Below are 14958 nucleotides of genomic sequence, written 5' to 3'. Positions count from 1 at the left end.
AGGTGAGATTTTGAGCATTTCCGTGCTACTCGAGATGGCCGCAGCCACCCGGCCCGACCACAACGCCGTCGTCGCCGACGACACCAGGATCACCGTGGCCGAGCTGAGCGAGCTGGCCGACCGCGCGGCGGGACTGATCAGCTCGGCCGGTGTGGGCCATGTCGCCTACGTCGGCACCGGCGGAATCATGCTGCCGTTGCTGCTGTTCGGGTCCGCGCGGGCTGGCCGCGCGTTCACTCCGCTGAACTACCGGCTCGGCGCGGCCGCATTGCGGGAACTCATCGAGCGGCTCCCCACCCCGCTGGTCGTCGCCGACGACGACTACGCCGACATCGTCGCGGGAACCGGCAAGCAGGTCATCGGCTCCGCGCTGTTCTGCGCTGCGGTCCGCACCGCGTCCGGCGACTCCACGATCACCGAGCCCGCGCCCGAGGAGACGGCGGTCCTGCTGTTCACCTCGGGCACGACCGCCCAGCCCAAGGCAGTGGAACTCACCCACGCCAACCTGACGAGCTATGTCATGGGCACCGTCGAATTCGATTCTGCCGCACCGACGGACGCTGCCCTGGTCTGCGTCCCGCCGTACCACATCGCCGGTGTCGGTGCCGCACTGTCGAATCTCTATGCCGGCCGAACCACGGTGTACCTGCGGCAGTTCGACGCGCAGCGCTGGATCACGCTGGTCCGCGAGGAAGCCGTCACCAACGCGACGGTGGTGCCGACGATGCTCGACCGGATCGTCACCGCCCTGCGCGCGGCGCCTGGGACCGGGCTGCCGAGTTTGCGCACGCTCGCCTACGGCGGTTCCCGGGCGCCGCTCCCGCTGGTACGCGCGACCCTCGAACTGCTGCCTGAGGTCGGTCTCGTCAATGCCTACGGGCTCACCGAGACCAGTTCGACCATCGCGGTGTCGACACCGGAGGATCACCGGATCGCCTTCGCGGCAACCGATCCCGCGATCGCCCGCAGGCTCGGTTCGGTGGGTCGGGCGGTGCCCGGCATCGAACTGGCGATCCGGGCCGAGGACGGAACCGTCCTGCCGCCCGGCGAGATCGGCGAGCTCTTCGTCCGTGGCCCCCAGGTATCCGGGGTCTATCGTGGCCTCGGCTCGGTGCTCGACGCCGACGGGTGGTTCCCGACAAAGGATCTGGCCGCGCTCGACGCCGAGGGCTATCTGTTCATCGGTGGGCGCTCCGACGACACCATCATCCGCGGCGGGGAGAACATCGCCCCGGCCGAGCTCGAGGATGTGCTGGTCGAGCATCCCGAGGTGGCACAGGTGGCCGTCGTCGGCCTACCGGACCAGCAGTGGGGCCAGATCCTGGTCGCCGTCGTCGTGCCCGTCCCCGGTGCGGATCCGGACCCGGAGCAGCTGCGCGACCATGTCCGCGCGAACCTGCGTGGCTCCCGCACCCCGGACCGGGTCGTCTTCCGTACCGACCTCCCGACCAACCCCACAGGCAAGATCCTGCGGCGCGATCTCGTCGACGAGCTCTCCGCCGTGTCCACCACACGAGGAGCATTGTGATCACCAGCGGAACCCGCCTCGAAAGCCAGGTCTGCGACACCCAGGTCATCGTCATCAAAGCCACCGACGCCATCGCGGGCTTGCGATGTGGTGGCACACCCATGGTGACCCTGGGGACAGCCAAGGACACACAGGCAGTCATCGACCCGGATTTCGCCGGCGGGACCGCCGTGGGCAAGCGGTACGTCCACGCCACCGGCGCCGAGATCCTGGTCACCCGGGCGGGTGTGGGCACCCTCGACGTGGACACGGTGCCCCTGGACCTCAAGGAAGCCAAGCAACTTCCGTCCAGCGACTGAGCGCGACGCGCGAAACGTCGACGGCGCTCCTGCACGAGAGGCAGGAGCGCCGTTGATGTTTCGTGGGCCGACCGCGTCAGCGCCAGGCTGCCATCAGTTCTTCGGTCGTGGTGATCGTGGCGATCATCGACAGTGTGTTGTCGATCATCGCCGCACCGTATTCCCGGGGGATGCCGGCCACCGCGTCACGGGGCACCACCACGTCGTAGGCGGCGTTGACCGCGTCCATCACCAGATTCGGGATGGCCACGTTCAGCGAGACACCCACCGCCACCACGGTTGTCACCCCGAGGTTCCGCAGTACCGCGTCGAGATCGGTGCCGCCCATGGGACCGAGCCCGTGCCTGCGCCGCAGCACCAGATCACGTGGCTCGGGCCCGAATTCGGGCAGCAGCGCGGTGGCCTCGGTGTCCGGATCCAGGGTCACTCCGCGCGTGCCGAGGGCGAACAGCTTCGCGTTGTGGTTGGAGCCGAGCCCGTCGGGTCGACGCCAGACCAGGCAGTGCACCACCTGCACCCCGGCTGCCCTGGCCGCCGGGAGCAGTGCGCCGATGGCGGGCAACGCGGTGTCGCGGGCCTCCTCGGCCAGCGCGCGCAGCCCGGCCGCTTCGCCGACCACCGCACCCTGGAGTTCCTGGGTGACGATGGCGGTGCGGCCGGGCGCCACGAGCTCGGCCAGGGACCTGCGCGTCATGCCCCGGCCTGCCCGCACAGCGCCGTCATGTCCGCACCGGCGCGTCCGCGGGCGGCACGTCGTAGAACTGTGTCGCCCACTTACGCAGGGAGAGATACGGTTTGGCGTCCTTGGGCGAAAGCGGCGGGTGCTCCACATACTTCTGGTACCGCCAGATGCTCAGATCCTCCCAGACCGTGACCAGGAACTGCTTCTCCACCCGCGCCCGGACTTCCGGTGGCGGAACATCGGATTCGTCACCCGGGTCGCGCGGCCACCAGATCGAATAGAACAGGTCCGAGGATTCGTCGTCGACCGGCGTGGTGGCGAAGATCAGCCGATGCCGGGACGAGCCCTCGAACGCGCTGATCGAACCACCGAGACCGAACATCTGCGCGTGGATCTTCAGCGCCATCTTGTCCGGATCGTCGCTGCGCGCGTCGGGCCAGCCGGTCAAGAACGACCAGGTGTGATCGACGGCGCTGTAGTCGAGCATCTGCGGGGTGACGGTCGCACCGTGGACATACTCGAAATGCAGGCTGTCCGGCCCGTTTTCGAGCACAACCTGCGGATGCACCGGCTCGCGTTCGGTCTTGCTGGAGAACTCCGGATAGGGCCGGTAGTAGTCGGCGGGATCGGATCCCAGTTCCGGGAACATGCGCAGGATGTCGGGCATCTCCCACGACGGAGGGTTGCCTTCGGGGTGATGCCACAGGAAGACACACCCGTTCTGTTCGTTCACCGGATATACCTGCAGCCGCAGGCCGCGGTTGACCCGGTCTTCTCCGGGGATGTGCCGGTTCCTGCCGTCGGGGCCCCACCGCCAGCCGTGGAACGGGCACTCGACACAGTCTCCGACCACTTTGCCGCCGTGGCCGAGGTGCGCGCCCAGATGCTTGCAGTGCCCGGTGAGGATGTGCAGTTCCCCGGCCTCGTCCCGGTAGGCGACGAGATCCTCACCGAAGTAGTGCAGTGGCTTGGTCTCCCCCTGCGGGAATTCTGCCGACCAACCGACCATGAACCAGCCGGTGACTTTCCAGGTGAACGGGACTTTCACAGGGCACCTCCTGTGCCGGATGTTGTACTCGGACATTCACGGGATCGCATAGCCTGTCCCGCTCAGGTCGTCACGATGGTCGCGCCCGCGGTGCCGGGCGCACCGTAGAGCAGGGCGAATCCGGCCTTCGGGCCACCGGCGACCTGACGCTCTCCGGCAGTGCCGCGCAATTGCAGCACCAGCTCGTGCAGCTGGCGCATACCCGAAGCGCCGATCGGTTCCCCGTTCGCGATGAGCCCGCCGTCGGTGTTCACCGGCAGTGTTCCGGAGATCTCGGTCGCGCCCTCGGCGATCAGGCGTTCCTGCTCACCGTCGGCGCAGAAACCCGCCTCGGCCATGTGGATGACCTCCGCGCCCGCGTCGGTGTCCTGCAACTGGACCACGTCGATATCGGCCGGGGCGATCCCCGCGCTCTCGAATGCCGCGTTGGCGGCGAACACCGACGGGGATGCGACCTCCTCCACGGGCGCGTAGGTGGTATTCACCTCATAGGCACCGTAAGTCCGGGTGCGCACCTCCACCGCCCGGACGTAGATCGGTGTACTGGTGAACCGGTGCGCGATATCGGCGCGGCACATGATCACCGCGGCGGCGCCCTCGTCCGGCGCGCAGAACATGTAGTGGGTCAGGGGATAGTTCAGCATGGGCGCGGCGAGGATGTCGGCCTCGGCGACCGGCTTGCGGCGGAAGGCATTCGGGTTGAGCACGCCGTTGCGGTAGTTCTTGGCGGCCACCTTCGCGAGGGTGTCCACCGAGATGCCGTGGTCGTGGAGGTAGCGGTTGGCTTTCATCCCGAAGAACTGGGTGGTCAGGTACTGACCGTTCTCGCCATACCATTTCGGCATCCCGACCAGGGTGGGGTCGACGGTGAACGCACCGCGCGGATGCTTGTCCATGCCGATCGCGATGCCTATGTCGTATTTGCCGAGCCGGATGGCGTCCGCACAGGCCTCGGTGGCCGACGCCGAGGTGGCACACGCGTTGAACACGTTGGTGAACGGGATACCGGTCAGGCCCATCAGCGACACGATCGCGTCGGGGTTGGCGACCTCCCAGCTGCCACCCACCGCGAATTGCATGTCCCGCCACTCGAGGCCGGCATCGGCCAGGGCCGCGCGGATCGCGTCGGTCCCCATCTGCATGGCGGTCTTACCGGGAAAGCGACCGAACGGGTGCATACCCACACCGATGATCGCGACATCGTTGGTCATCTCAGATGTTCCTGTCCGTCAGGCGGGCTGGAAGGCGAAGGTGAGTACCTCGTTGCCTTCGGAGTCGGTACCGAGGGGGATGCTGGTCAGCACGACACTCATCCCGAATGTCACAGTCGCCGGATCGTTCTCGGTGAGCCGCCCTTCGATCCGGATGATGTCGCCGAGCTGGACCAGCCCGACCCCGAACGGCACGAATGTCTCCGCGGTCTCGTCGCCGAGATACGGTGCGCCGGGCAGGAATCCCTGCGTGGTCCAGGCGATGAGGGTGCCCGTGCGTGGCAACGTGATCGGCTCGATCGCGGGCTTGCTGCAGCGCGGGCACAGGTCCTGGACCGGGAACACCGAGGCGCCACAGTCGCCGCACGATCCGGCGATCAGCTGGAAGTCCGGCTCCGGCCAGGTGGAGATCTCGGGGGCGATCATTCTCTGCATCAGTCATTCCTCTTCGTCGAATTCGTCACCAGGTCTCCGGCTCGCACCGCGCATTCCTCGACGAAGGCCAGCAGGCCGAGGTGATAGCCCGCGGCGCCGAAGCCGACGCTCATGTTGTGGCCACAGCCGGCCTGTTCGTGGTTCACGACCCGGGGCGCCTCGGTGAACAGGGCGGCCAGCCCGCCCACCGCGACCGGATCGGTCCGCCACACCCGTTCGTGCTCGGCGTGGGTCAGCCGCACCGGGACCCGCACCTGTTCGGCCAGCACCGGGAGGTCGGTCGGCCACTGCCGCACGACCACGGTTTCGTACATCGGTGTGGCCGAGGACAGGGACCGGCCGCCGAACACTTCGGGTGGGTAGCCGTCCGGCGGGCTCCACAGCAGGTCCCGGATGCCGCCGGGGCGCCCGGTGCGGTGGATTTCCTCGATGACCCGGATGGCCTCGGGCTGCTTGTCCACGCCGGTGCCTGCCAGCTCGAGGCCGAGCAGGTCGTTGCCACGGGGGTCGGCGGCCATCCGTGCCGCCAGATCGCAGCCGGCCGAGTGGCCCATCACGAAGGCACCCGCGCCGCGCGGACCTGTGCCGAGCAGTGCGTCGATCGCGGCGAAGGTCGCGTCGACCCGCTGCTGGGGCGGGTCGAAGGTTCGATCCCATGGCGCCGATGCGCCGTAGCCGGGGCGGTCGAGCGCGATCATGGTGAATCCCAGCCGCGCACCGAGCTGGAGCAGCGACAACCACGGCCGGTCCGGCAGGTCGAAGTACTGGGCGGTGGTGGCACCACCGTGCAGGGCGACCACCACAGCACGTGGCTCGGCGACCTCGGCGCACAGGGCCGAGAACCGCATGCCACCCACGTCGACCGTGCGTGCGGTCACCGGACCGGTGGTGGCCGGACCGTTCTCGATACTCATGTGTCCCTCCGCAACAACATCACTCCGCTGGGGGTCAGTCCCCCGCTGCTGACGACCGCTACGCGGGCGCCCGGTATCTGTCTCCGGCCCGCCTGGCCGCGCAATTGAGTCACCGCCTCATGGATCAGGCCCATGCCGTGGGTGCGCCCGTGCGAGAGCTGACCACCATGGGTGTTCAGCGGCAGGATGCCGTCACGGGCGATGTTCGTGCCGCCGTTCAGGAAGTCCTTCGCCTCGCCGATGCCGCAGAAACCGAGGGCTTCGATCCAGGACAGGCAGTTGAAGGTGAAGCCGTCGTAGAGTTCGGCGACGTCCACATCGTCGGGCCGCAGGTCGGTGCGTGACCACAGGTGCGCGGCTTGGCCGAGAACCTGTGGTTCGTGGGTGAGGGTGCTCTGATCCCATTCCAGGCGTTCGGCGATCTGCGTACCGACCGCTTCGACCAGGACGGGCGGCTGTGCCAGATCGGCCGCGGTGTCGCGCGCGGAGACGACAACGGCCACGGCGCCGTCGCAGGGTACGTCGCAGTCGTAGAGGCCGAACGGGGTGGTGACCAGGCGCGCGGACAGGTAGTCGTCCATGGTCAGCGGATCCCGGTAGATCGCGCTCGGGTCCAGCGCCGCGTTGGCACGCTGGTTGAGCGCGATCCAGCCCAGGGTCTCGCGGTCGGTGCCGTAGCGGTGGAAGTGCCGTTGCGCGGTCTGCGCCAGCAGGTGCGCGGCCGACACGGCGCCGAAGGGCACCAGCCAGGGATCGGTGATGCCACCCGACGGGGTGATCCGCCCGGTGCGCACGAGTTCGCCGTAGCTCGACTCCCAGACCGTGCGGAAGCACAGGACGTGGCGGGCCAGGCCACCGGCGACGGCGAGCATGGCCGCGATCACCGATCCGCCGGGGCCGAAGGTTTCCGCGCCACCGTTGTGCCAGGTCGGATACAGGCCGAGCGCCGATTCCAGCGCGGTGACACCACCCTCGCCGAACGGCCCGAAGTCGCCGGAGCCGGGGTAGGTCGACAATCCATCGATATCGTCGAAGGACAATCCCGCGTCCTGCACCGCAGCCCGGCATGCCTGCACTGTCAACGACATCGGGTCGGCCAGGAGCCTACGGCCGATCCTGGACCGGCCGACGCCGGTGATGGCGACCCGGTCCTCGAACTTGGCCCCGGTCACCGGCCCGCGGATCCGCTCGCGCAGCCGTGCCGGTTCCACCGGATCAGTTGGCAACGCCGAAAGCGGTTCCGCCGCCTCTGGATCCGCCGGGCGGAACAGTGGCAACCAGCTCCCGCCCGCCTGGTGGAACTCCACGATCATCCGCTGTCCCAGCACCAGATCGGCCGGGTCTGCGCCGATCACGTTGGTGGTCAGCCGAACCCGGTCGTCCTCGGCGATCGCGACCTGGGCGACCACGTACGGCGCGGGCAGACCGGGCACCGAGAACCGGTGGTTGACGGTGAATCCGATCAGCGTGGCGTAGCCGGAGACCGCGTGGATGTCGAAGTCCTCACCCCGGCAGTACCGGCACACCGGCCGCGGTGGGTGAACGAGTGCGGCGCACGACCGGCACTGCCGGAAGCGCAGCAGGCCGTCGGCGCCGGAGGCCCAATAGAATTCGGTCTCCGGCGTCGTCGGCGGTGGCAGCCGCTGGGTGTCCTCGGCCACGGGTGCTCCCTCCGAGCCGGTCAGCTCGCCGTGGCTTTCGGCGTGGCGAGCGGTGCGTAGGTCGGCCTGCCGAGTCCGAGGATGTGCTGGGCGATCATGTTGCGGAACACCTCGAGTGTGCCGCCGTAGATGCCGCACAGCGGCGCCCACCGGAAGATGTATTCCATGCCGCCGTCGTCGGCCGCGCCCTCGGTGCCGATCGGCAGCGCGGCGGCGGGCCCGAGAATGTCCATCAGGTCCGGGGAGATGTCGCGCATGGTCTGGGCGATGGCCACCCGGCCGAACATGTGCGGCGCGGACAGGGCCGCTTCCATCCGGGCGATGCTGCGGCCCAGCCGCAAGGCCACCGACCGGTCGTCGAGCAGCCGCTGCCCGCCTGGCCCTGGCTGCGCCGCGATGGCGGTGACCCGGTCGACCGAGGTCGCCATCATGGTGCCCTGGTGGACGAGGATCGACACATCCTGCAGTCCGTCGGCATCGGCGTCGACCACGCCGTGCTCGGTGCTGAGCGGGCCCATCAGCACCGACCAGCCCTCGTTGACCGCGCCGAGGCGGTACTTGTCGTCGACCCGGACATCGCTGTAATACACGATGTTCGTGCGGTCACCGTCGACCGTCTTGATGCCCTGGATCTCGATGCCCGGAGTGTCCAGCGGCACCAGGAACATGGTGAGGCTCTTGTGTTTGCGCGCCTCGGGGTCGGTGTTGGTGATGAGGAAGACGTACTGGCAGTTGTGCGCGCCGGTGGTGAACATCTTCGAGCCGTTGATCACCCACTGGTCGCCGTCGCGCACCGCCCGGGTCTTGCACATGGCGACATCGGATCCGCCCTCGGGCTCGGTATAGCCCAGGCACAGCCGGATTTCGCCGCGCTCCAGACCCGGTAGCACTTCGGCCTGCAGTTCCGCGGAACCGTGCGAGCGCACCGAGGTCGCCACGATGGCGGTGGTGCCCCAGGTGACCCAGGGGATGTGCACCCGCCGCTTCTCCAGGTCCCACAGGCGCCCGCGCAGCCTGCCGAGTCCACCGTCGCTCTCGCCGGCGAGTTCGGCGGCCAGCCAGCCGGCCGCGCCGAGGGCCAGGTGCACGCCCTCGTCGAAGTTGTCGCCGGTCTCGCGGTCCCGGCGCCGCACCTCGTCGGTGACGTGGGTGGCGAGGAATTCCCTTGCCCCGTCGAGGAATTCCTGATCCTCGCTGGACAGTTCCACGCGTGAGAAATCCATGTTCGTACTCCGTTTCTAGGAGGTCGCCGCGGCGAAGAGTTCGGCGACCTGCACCGCGCTGGCTCCGAGGTCACCGGCGGCCAGCGGCCAGCCCCTGGCCCGGAGGAGGTAGGACGAGGCCGCCGATTCCTCCGACACCCCGAGACCGCCCTGGACGTGTGTCGCCGTGGTGGCCGCCTTGGGCGCCGCTTCGGCGATGTAGACGAAGGCCGCGGCGGGCAGACCGGGCTGCACCGTGGGTTCGTGTTCGAGGAACCAGGCCGCGCGCCGGGTCAGGTTGCGGGCGGCGTGGACGGTGATCGCGATATCGGCCAGCGGGTGTGAGATGCCCTGCAGGGTCGAGATCGGCACGCCCATCGTGTAACGGGTGGTGGCGAACTCCGCGGCGATGCGCAGGGTCTCCTCGACGAGCCCGACCAGGGCGGCCGCGGTGAGTACCCGCCATTCGTCCAGGGCGCGATCGTATTCGGCCAGGGCCGCGGTCCCCTCGGCCAGCACCGTCCGATGGTCGGCCGCGGCGGGATCGACCCACGCCATCGGCAGTCTGCCGATGTTGGCGACCGGCGCGGGCCGGGTGTCGAAGCCCAGCTCCACGATCTGCGCGCCGTCGCGCACGATGATCCGGTCGGCCACGGCGGCGGCGCCGACGAGTCGCCGTCCGCTCGCGGAATCGACGCGGGTGTCGAGCGCGACCAGGCGTTTGCCCTCGACGACGGCGCTGCCCGCCGCACCGGTCAGCGCGCCGAGGCGGGCGAGCAGCCGGGCGGCGCAGACGTGGTCGATCCAGGGCACCGGGGCGAGTGCACGGCCGAGTTCCTCGGCGACCAGCGACAGGTCGACCAGGGTCGCGCCGTCACCACCGGCGGATTCGGACAGTGCCATCGTGGTGGCGCCGGTGGCGCACAACTGTTCCCACAGATCCTTGTCGAAGCCGGATTCCTCGGCGGCCCGGACGGTGTCGAGCGGGCTCCGCGAGCGGAAGAACTTCGCGTAGACGGCCTGGAGTTCGGTCTGGTCGGCGGACAGCGAGTAGTCCTGCCTGCGCAATTCGTAACGGTCCATTGTGGTTTGCTCCTGATTTCGCCTGCGTCAGCTGCTGACGGGCCGGTCGCCGAAGAAGAATTCCTGGGCGTTGTTGTAGAGGTAGTTGTCGACCACGTCCGCGGGCAGATCCAGCGCCAGCGCCTCGGGCACCACCCGGCGCATGGCCAGGACCGGCCAGTCCGATCCGAAGATCACCTTGTTCTTGCCCCGGGTCCGCATGAAGTGGATGAGGCTGTCCGGCAAGCGTTTCGGTGACCAGGCCGAGGTCATCAAGCGCAAGTTCTCGTATTTGATGAGTAGCCGGATGGCGGTGTCCCACCAGGGGTCGGCGCCGTGGATCATGCACAGCCGCAACTCCGGAAACTGGTAGCACACGCGATCGAGGTAGATCGGGTTCTGCACTTCACCGGGAATCGGCGGACCGGGAAGGCCGGTGTTCATGCACAGCGGCAGACCCATTTCCGCGCATTTATAGTAGAGCGGGTAGTACACCGCGTCGGTGGGGGGATACCTGCCGTCGCCCCAGAAACTGGCACCGATGGTCGTGTAGCTGACGGGCAGATCGCGCACGAGTGCGGACAGTTCCCGCAGGGCAGGGACCGGGTGCAGCAGGTCGACGCCGTTGACCGCCAGGGAGAACCGGTCCGGTCGCTGCTCGGCGAATTTCAGCGCGGTCGTCGACGGCTTGACCATCGAATACATCAGCACTGCCTTCTCGACGCCTTGTTCGTCCATCTCGCCGAGCAGTGCGTCGAGGTCGACCGGGGCGTACATCGCGCTGCCACCCTTGAAGTAGTCGTCGCGGACCTTGAGCATCCAGGGAGGTTGCTCCCGTTCGCCGAAGTGCACATTGACCAGGCAGTCGTTGACCTTGCGTTCGCTCATGCTCCGATTCCTTCCGCGGCCGCGTCGGCCGCCCGCTGCATGGCCCACCGGTAATCCGGTTTTCCGTTGCCGAGCCGCCGGATCTCCTCGACGAAGATCACCGCCTTGGGCACCTTGAATCCGGCCAGGCGCGACCGGCACAGGTCGCGCAACGCCGCTGCGATGTCGTCACCCGGGGTCTCCGTGCACGCCAGTGCGACCACTTCGTTTCCCCAGGTGGCACTGGGTCTTCCGACGACCAGCGCGTCATGGACGTCGGGGTGGGCGCGCAGGACTTCCTCGACTTCCTCGACGAACACCTTTTCGCCACCGGTGTTCACGACCAGGGCATCGCGCCCGAGCAGCCGCAGGGTTCCGTCGGCGTCGACCGTGGCCCGGTCGCCGGGCACCGCGGTGCGGACGCCGTCGATCTCGGGGAAGGTGCGTAAGGTGGCCTCGCGGTCCTGGAAGTAGCCCAGTGGCACCCGGCCGGTCCGGGCAGCCCAGCCGACCTCGGTCTCGCCCGGCGTCAGGAAACGGGTGCGGTCGTGGGACACCGCGGTGCCGCCGGGCATGGGGGCGAAGGTGTCGACCTCGTTGCCGCGGGTGCTGCGGCCGAAGCCCATTCCCCCGGTTTCGGAGGACCCGTAGCCCTCGACGATGTAGGCGTGGGGCAGCAACTCGAGCAGGTCGTGCCGATGCACCGGGTTCGTCGCCGCGCCGCCCGTGCCGATCGCCAGCAGTGCCGACAGGTCGTAGTCGCCTGCGCGCAACGCGCGGACCAGCGGCCCGGCGTAGGCGTCACCGACGATGGTCATGAGCGCGGCCCGCTCCGCCTCGGCGATCCGCAGGGCACGGGCGGCGTCGAAGCGCTCGCGGTCGTCGTAGAGCACCACGGTCTGCCCGGCCAGCAGGCCCGCGAACGAGGTCCAGATCCCGGCCGCGTGCGACAGCGGTGATACCGCGAACCACACGTGCCCGGTCATCCGCGCCAGCTGGTGCAGCCCGTCCGGCACTTCGTGATCGGCGCCGTTCATGGACGAGACGTACATGTCGCCCTGCCGCCAGAGCACACCCTTCGGCCTGCCGGTGGTCCCGCCGGTGCACAGCATGACCAGGTCGTCGGGCGAGGTCTCGATCACCGGTTCGGGACGGCCGACGGTCACCGCGTTCTCGTACCCGGTCGCGCCGGCGATCTCGGGGATCCGGCTGCCGTCCTCGACCGAGAGCAGCAGGTCGACCCCCTCGGGCATCGCCTCGGCGACAACGGGTCCGAACGAGCGGTGGTAGACGATGCCGCGGGGCCGCAGGTAGGCCAGCAGGTCGCGGATCTCGTGGACGGTGTAGTGGTGGTTGATATTGACCGGTACCACACGGGCTTTCAGGCAGCCCAGCATCACGTCGAGGTACTGGTCGTTGCGCATGATCAGCGCGATGCGGTCCTGACCGCAATCCCACCGGTCGAGCTCGGCCCGTTCGGTGTGCAGGCCGAATCCCCGGCCGGCCAGGAAGTTCGCGAACCGGCGGGTGCGCAGCGCCGTGTCACCGAAGCTACGGCGCCGTTCGCCACAGACCGTGGCCGTGCGGTCGGGTACCGCCGCGGCGATCTCGTCGAAGACCGCGCTGATCGCCCACTCGCTCACCGCAGCGCTCCGCTGCCGGGACAGCAGAATGCGGCGATGCCGGTGTCGTCCGGGACGACCCGGGGAGAACGCCCGTCGGAGGTGCAGGCGCCGAGCGGCTCGCAGTACTGGTTGCCGACATCGATCGCCGGACAGCTGAGCGCGGTCATCAACATCCTCTCGTGTCACTGGGGTCGCTTCGACATGCGGCCACCGGTGCCGATCCACCGCGGCCCGGTGGCCATACGGCGCACCGTAGCTCGAATAGATATGACTACTGTATACGTAACAGTAGGGCTGAAAGCAAGGAATTCGCCCGCAAAGGCGAACATCCTCCAGATGGAACGGTATCGTTTACAGTATCTACGACGGTAGCTTCATCGTCGATGATCGGAAGGTGGCACGCAGTGGTGAGCGAAGACGAGGACACCGCGGGCAGGGTCGACGTCACCCGCGACGGGCCGATACTGCGCCTGACCCTGCATCGGCACACCCGGCGTAATGCTCTGTCTCCCGGCATGATCGATACCCTGACCGCGGCGCTGACCGATGCAGCCACCGACGAGGAGCTGCGGGTCATCCACCTCAGCGGCGCGGGTGAGCACTTCTGCGCCGGTGTCGACTGGGTCTCGACCAACGACTCCGGACGCAGGCCGCCCGCCGGCGATCTGGTCCGCCGGATCCCCCACACCGCCCACCGCGTGGTCGAACTCCTGCACGCCGGCCACCTGCCCGTGGTATGCACCGTGCGGGGATGGGCGGCCGGGCTCGGGTGCAATCTGGCCCTCGCCGCCGACTTCACCCTCGCCGACACCGACGCGGTGTTCTGGGAACCCTTCCTGCCACGCGGGTTCAGCCCGGATTCCGGTGCCACCTGGTTGCTGCCCCGGCTCGTCGGGCTCGCCAGGGCGAAGCGCATGCTCCTGCTCGGGGAGAAGGTCACCGCCACCGACGCCGCGGACTGGGGCCTGATCCACGCCACCACCGCACCCGCCGACCTCGACCGCGCCACCGCCGAGCTGCTCGACCGGCTGGCGAAAGCACCGACGATCGCACTGGGCCTGGCCAAGCAGGCCGTCCACCGCAATCTCGGCACCGGACTCCCCGAGGCCATGGACAACGAGCTCTACGCACTCGAACTCGCTTGCCGTACCGCAGATTTCAAGGAAGGCCTGGCCGCGTTCCGGCAGCGTCGCGCCCCGGACTTCCACGGCCGTTGACCCGGCCGCCCGCACGTCCCAGCTCGAGACAACGAAGAAGGTCCGATGAAAACCACAGGCGCACTGATCCGGGACCGGCACCAGGCGTGGTCGATCGAGGATATCGAGATCGGCGACCCCCGGGCCGGTGAGGTCAAGATCAGGATGGAGACGGCCGGATTGTGCGATGCCGACCATCATCTGGCGACCGGGGACCTGAGCCTGGCCGGGTTCCCCGTCCTCGGCGGCCACGAAGGCGCGGGCGTCGTCGTCGAGGTCGGCGACGGCGTCGACGATCTGCGGGTCGGCGATCACGTGGCGATGTCGTTCGTGCCCTCCTGCGGCACCTGTCCGCCCTGCCGGGCCGGGCTGTGCAATCTGTGCGACCTCGGCGCAGGCCTGCTCGGTGGTGTCGCGGTCGCCGACGGCAGTTTCCGGGTCACCGCCGGTGGCCGCGATGTCTATCCGATGGCGCTGGTCGGCGCGTTCGCACCCTATGCCGTGGTGCACCGCGCCTCGGTGGTCAAGATCGACCCCTCCATCCCGTTCGAGATCGCCTGTCTCGTCGGCTGCGGCATCACCACCGGCTACGGATCGGCGGTGCACACCGCGCGGATCCAGCCGGGTGACGATGTCGCCATCGTCGGCTTGGCCGGGGCGGGTGCGTCCACGCTGCAAGGCGCCGTGCTGTCGGGCGCGGGCCGGGTGTTCGTCATCGATCCGGTCGCCTGGAAACGCGCGCAGGCCGAGAAGCTCGGCGCCACCGGCGTTTTCCCCGATATCGCCACCGCGACCGCGGCCATCACGGACGCGACCGCGGGACGCATGTGTCACAAGGTGATCGCGTCGATGAGCCGCCGCGACGGCAACGATCTGGAGGCGTGGCTGAACCTGACCGCGCGAACGGGCACCTGTGTACTCACCGCCATGGGCCCAACCATGGCCGGCGAGGCTCCCCTCACGTTGTCGATGCGCGCCTTGCTGCAGAAGAACATCCAGGCCACCCTGTTCGGCGGTGGCAACCCCCATGAGGACATCCTCGAGGTGCTCGCGCTACACAAACTCGGAGACCTGGACCTCGGCGCGGCGGGCACCAAGGAATACCGGCTCGATCAGATCAACGAGGCGTACGAGGAGATCCACCGTACCCCCGGACTGCGCGGCATCATCCGGTTCACCGACTCCGATCACTGAACCACCGACGCGGGGCCGGGCAGCTGCCCGGCCC

15 protein-coding genes are annotated in these 14958 nt (G+C 68.6%); 4 read left to right on the top strand and 11 right to left on the bottom strand.

The features are described from left to right. Positions 1–10 precede the first annotated feature (10 nt). Entirely contained in the window at positions 11–1528 is a 1518-nt protein-coding gene (locus ACWF82_RS06645) for a class I adenylate-forming enzyme family protein (RefSeq protein WP_452498679.1), read from the top strand. Beyond that, positions 1525–1827, top strand: coding sequence for a hypothetical protein (locus ACWF82_RS06640; protein ID WP_452498677.1), 303 nt, complete (start codon positions 1525–1527; stop codon positions 1825–1827). Before ACWF82_RS06645 ends, ACWF82_RS06640 begins: the two co-directional genes overlap by 4 nt. Before the next feature lie 76 nt (positions 1828–1903). Here the strand turns inward: ACWF82_RS06640 and ACWF82_RS06635 are convergent, their stop codons facing one another. The 11 genes from ACWF82_RS06635 to ACWF82_RS06585 all read right to left on the bottom strand — a co-directional run bounded on the left by ACWF82_RS06635 (position 1904) and on the right by ACWF82_RS06585 (position 12701). Continuing rightward, positions 1904–2521, bottom strand: a complete 618-nt coding sequence (locus tag ACWF82_RS06635) for an isochorismatase family protein (protein WP_452498675.1) — start codon at positions 2519–2521, stop codon at positions 1904–1906. Positions 2522–2546: 25 nt separating this feature from the next. Further along, positions 2547–3557, bottom strand: coding sequence for an aromatic ring-hydroxylating oxygenase subunit alpha (locus ACWF82_RS06630; RefSeq protein ID WP_452498673.1), 1011 nt, complete (start codon positions 3555–3557; stop codon positions 2547–2549). A 62-nt stretch (positions 3558–3619) separates the two neighbouring features. Further along, positions 3620–4768: a thiolase family protein gene (locus ACWF82_RS06625; protein ID WP_452498672.1), complete on the bottom strand. Its 1149-nt coding sequence runs from the start codon at positions 4766–4768 to the stop codon at positions 3620–3622. Positions 4769–4786: 18 nt separating this feature from the next. Further along, positions 4787–5203, bottom strand: coding sequence for a Zn-ribbon domain-containing OB-fold protein (locus ACWF82_RS06620; RefSeq protein WP_452498670.1), 417 nt, complete (start codon positions 5201–5203; stop codon positions 4787–4789). Beyond that, the gene (locus ACWF82_RS06615) at positions 5203–6117 is read right to left on the bottom strand and encodes an alpha/beta fold hydrolase (protein ID WP_452498668.1); all 915 of its coding nucleotides are present in this window, start codon (positions 6115–6117) and stop codon (positions 5203–5205) included. The genes ACWF82_RS06620 and ACWF82_RS06615 overlap by 1 nt, the downstream gene beginning before the upstream one ends. Continuing rightward, positions 6114–7778: a thiolase C-terminal domain-containing protein gene (locus tag ACWF82_RS06610; protein ID WP_452498666.1), complete on the bottom strand. Its 1665-nt coding sequence runs from the start codon at positions 7776–7778 to the stop codon at positions 6114–6116. The genes ACWF82_RS06615 and ACWF82_RS06610 overlap by 4 nt, the downstream gene beginning before the upstream one ends. Positions 7779–7798: 20 nt before the next feature. Continuing rightward, a complete protein-coding gene (locus ACWF82_RS06605; RefSeq protein ID WP_452498665.1) occupies positions 7799–9001 on the bottom strand; it encodes an acyl-CoA dehydrogenase family protein in 1203 nt (400 codons plus the stop codon). A gap of 15 nt (positions 9002–9016) precedes the next feature. Then, on the bottom strand, positions 9017–10063 hold the full coding sequence (locus tag ACWF82_RS06600; protein ID WP_452498663.1) for an acyl-CoA dehydrogenase family protein: 1047 nt from the start codon (positions 10061–10063) through the stop codon (positions 9017–9019). Between the two features lie 27 nt (positions 10064–10090). Beyond that, complete coding sequence (locus tag ACWF82_RS06595) at positions 10091–10930, bottom strand: amidohydrolase family protein (protein WP_452498662.1); 840 nt, start codon at positions 10928–10930, stop codon at positions 10091–10093. Continuing rightward, positions 10927–12552, bottom strand: a complete 1626-nt coding sequence (locus ACWF82_RS06590) for an AMP-binding protein (RefSeq protein WP_452498660.1) — start codon at positions 12550–12552, stop codon at positions 10927–10929. The genes ACWF82_RS06595 and ACWF82_RS06590 overlap by 4 nt, the downstream gene beginning before the upstream one ends. Beyond that, on the bottom strand, positions 12549–12701 hold the full coding sequence (locus tag ACWF82_RS06585) for a hypothetical protein (RefSeq protein WP_452498658.1): 153 nt from the start codon (positions 12699–12701) through the stop codon (positions 12549–12551). Before ACWF82_RS06585 ends, ACWF82_RS06590 begins: the two co-directional genes overlap by 4 nt. Before the next feature lie 216 nt (positions 12702–12917). Between ACWF82_RS06585 and ACWF82_RS06580 the strand changes: the two genes are divergently transcribed. Both ACWF82_RS06580 and ACWF82_RS06575 read left to right on the top strand, forming a co-directional pair. Further along, positions 12918–13751 carry an enoyl-CoA hydratase/isomerase family protein gene (locus ACWF82_RS06580; RefSeq protein WP_452498656.1) on the top strand — a complete coding sequence of 278 codons (834 nt, stop codon included), beginning with the start codon at positions 12918–12920 and terminating at the stop codon, positions 13749–13751. Between the two features lie 45 nt (positions 13752–13796). After that, positions 13797–14924, top strand: coding sequence for an NDMA-dependent alcohol dehydrogenase (locus tag ACWF82_RS06575; RefSeq protein WP_452498654.1), 1128 nt, complete (start codon positions 13797–13799; stop codon positions 14922–14924). Positions 14925–14958: the final 34 nt, after the last annotated feature.

This window comes from Nocardia sp. NPDC055053 (assembly GCF_053608285.1).
This window is presented reverse-complemented; position numbering and strand designations above follow the sequence as displayed.

Excerpts from the sequence above, each read along its gene's own strand:
- ACWF82_RS06635 (WP_452498675.1), bottom strand. The coding sequence starts at position 2,521 with ATGACGCGCAGGTCCCTGGCCGAGCTCGTGGCGCCCGGCCGCACCGCC.
- ACWF82_RS06625 (WP_452498672.1), bottom strand. The coding sequence starts at position 4,768 with ATGACCAACGATGTCGCGATCATCGGTGTGGGTATGCACCCGTTCGGT.
- ACWF82_RS06620 (WP_452498670.1), bottom strand. The coding sequence starts at position 5,203 with ATGCAGAGAATGATCGCCCCCGAGATCTCCACCTGGCCGGAGCCGGAC.
- ACWF82_RS06615 (WP_452498668.1), bottom strand. The coding sequence starts at position 6,117 with ATGAGTATCGAGAACGGTCCGGCCACCACCGGTCCGGTGACCGCACGC.
- ACWF82_RS06605 (WP_452498665.1), bottom strand. The coding sequence starts at position 9,001 with ATGGATTTCTCACGCGTGGAACTGTCCAGCGAGGATCAGGAATTCCTC.
- ACWF82_RS06600 (WP_452498663.1), bottom strand. The coding sequence starts at position 10,063 with ATGGACCGTTACGAATTGCGCAGGCAGGACTACTCGCTGTCCGCCGAC.
- ACWF82_RS06595 (WP_452498662.1), bottom strand. The coding sequence starts at position 10,930 with ATGAGCGAACGCAAGGTCAACGACTGCCTGGTCAATGTGCACTTCGGC.
- ACWF82_RS06585 (WP_452498658.1), bottom strand. The coding sequence starts at position 12,701 with ATGACCGCGCTCAGCTGTCCGGCGATCGATGTCGGCAACCAGTACTGC.
- ACWF82_RS06580 (WP_452498656.1), top strand. The coding sequence starts at position 12,918 with ATGATCGGAAGGTGGCACGCAGTGGTGAGCGAAGACGAGGACACCGCG.
- ACWF82_RS06575 (WP_452498654.1), top strand. The coding sequence starts at position 13,797 with ATGAAAACCACAGGCGCACTGATCCGGGACCGGCACCAGGCGTGGTCG.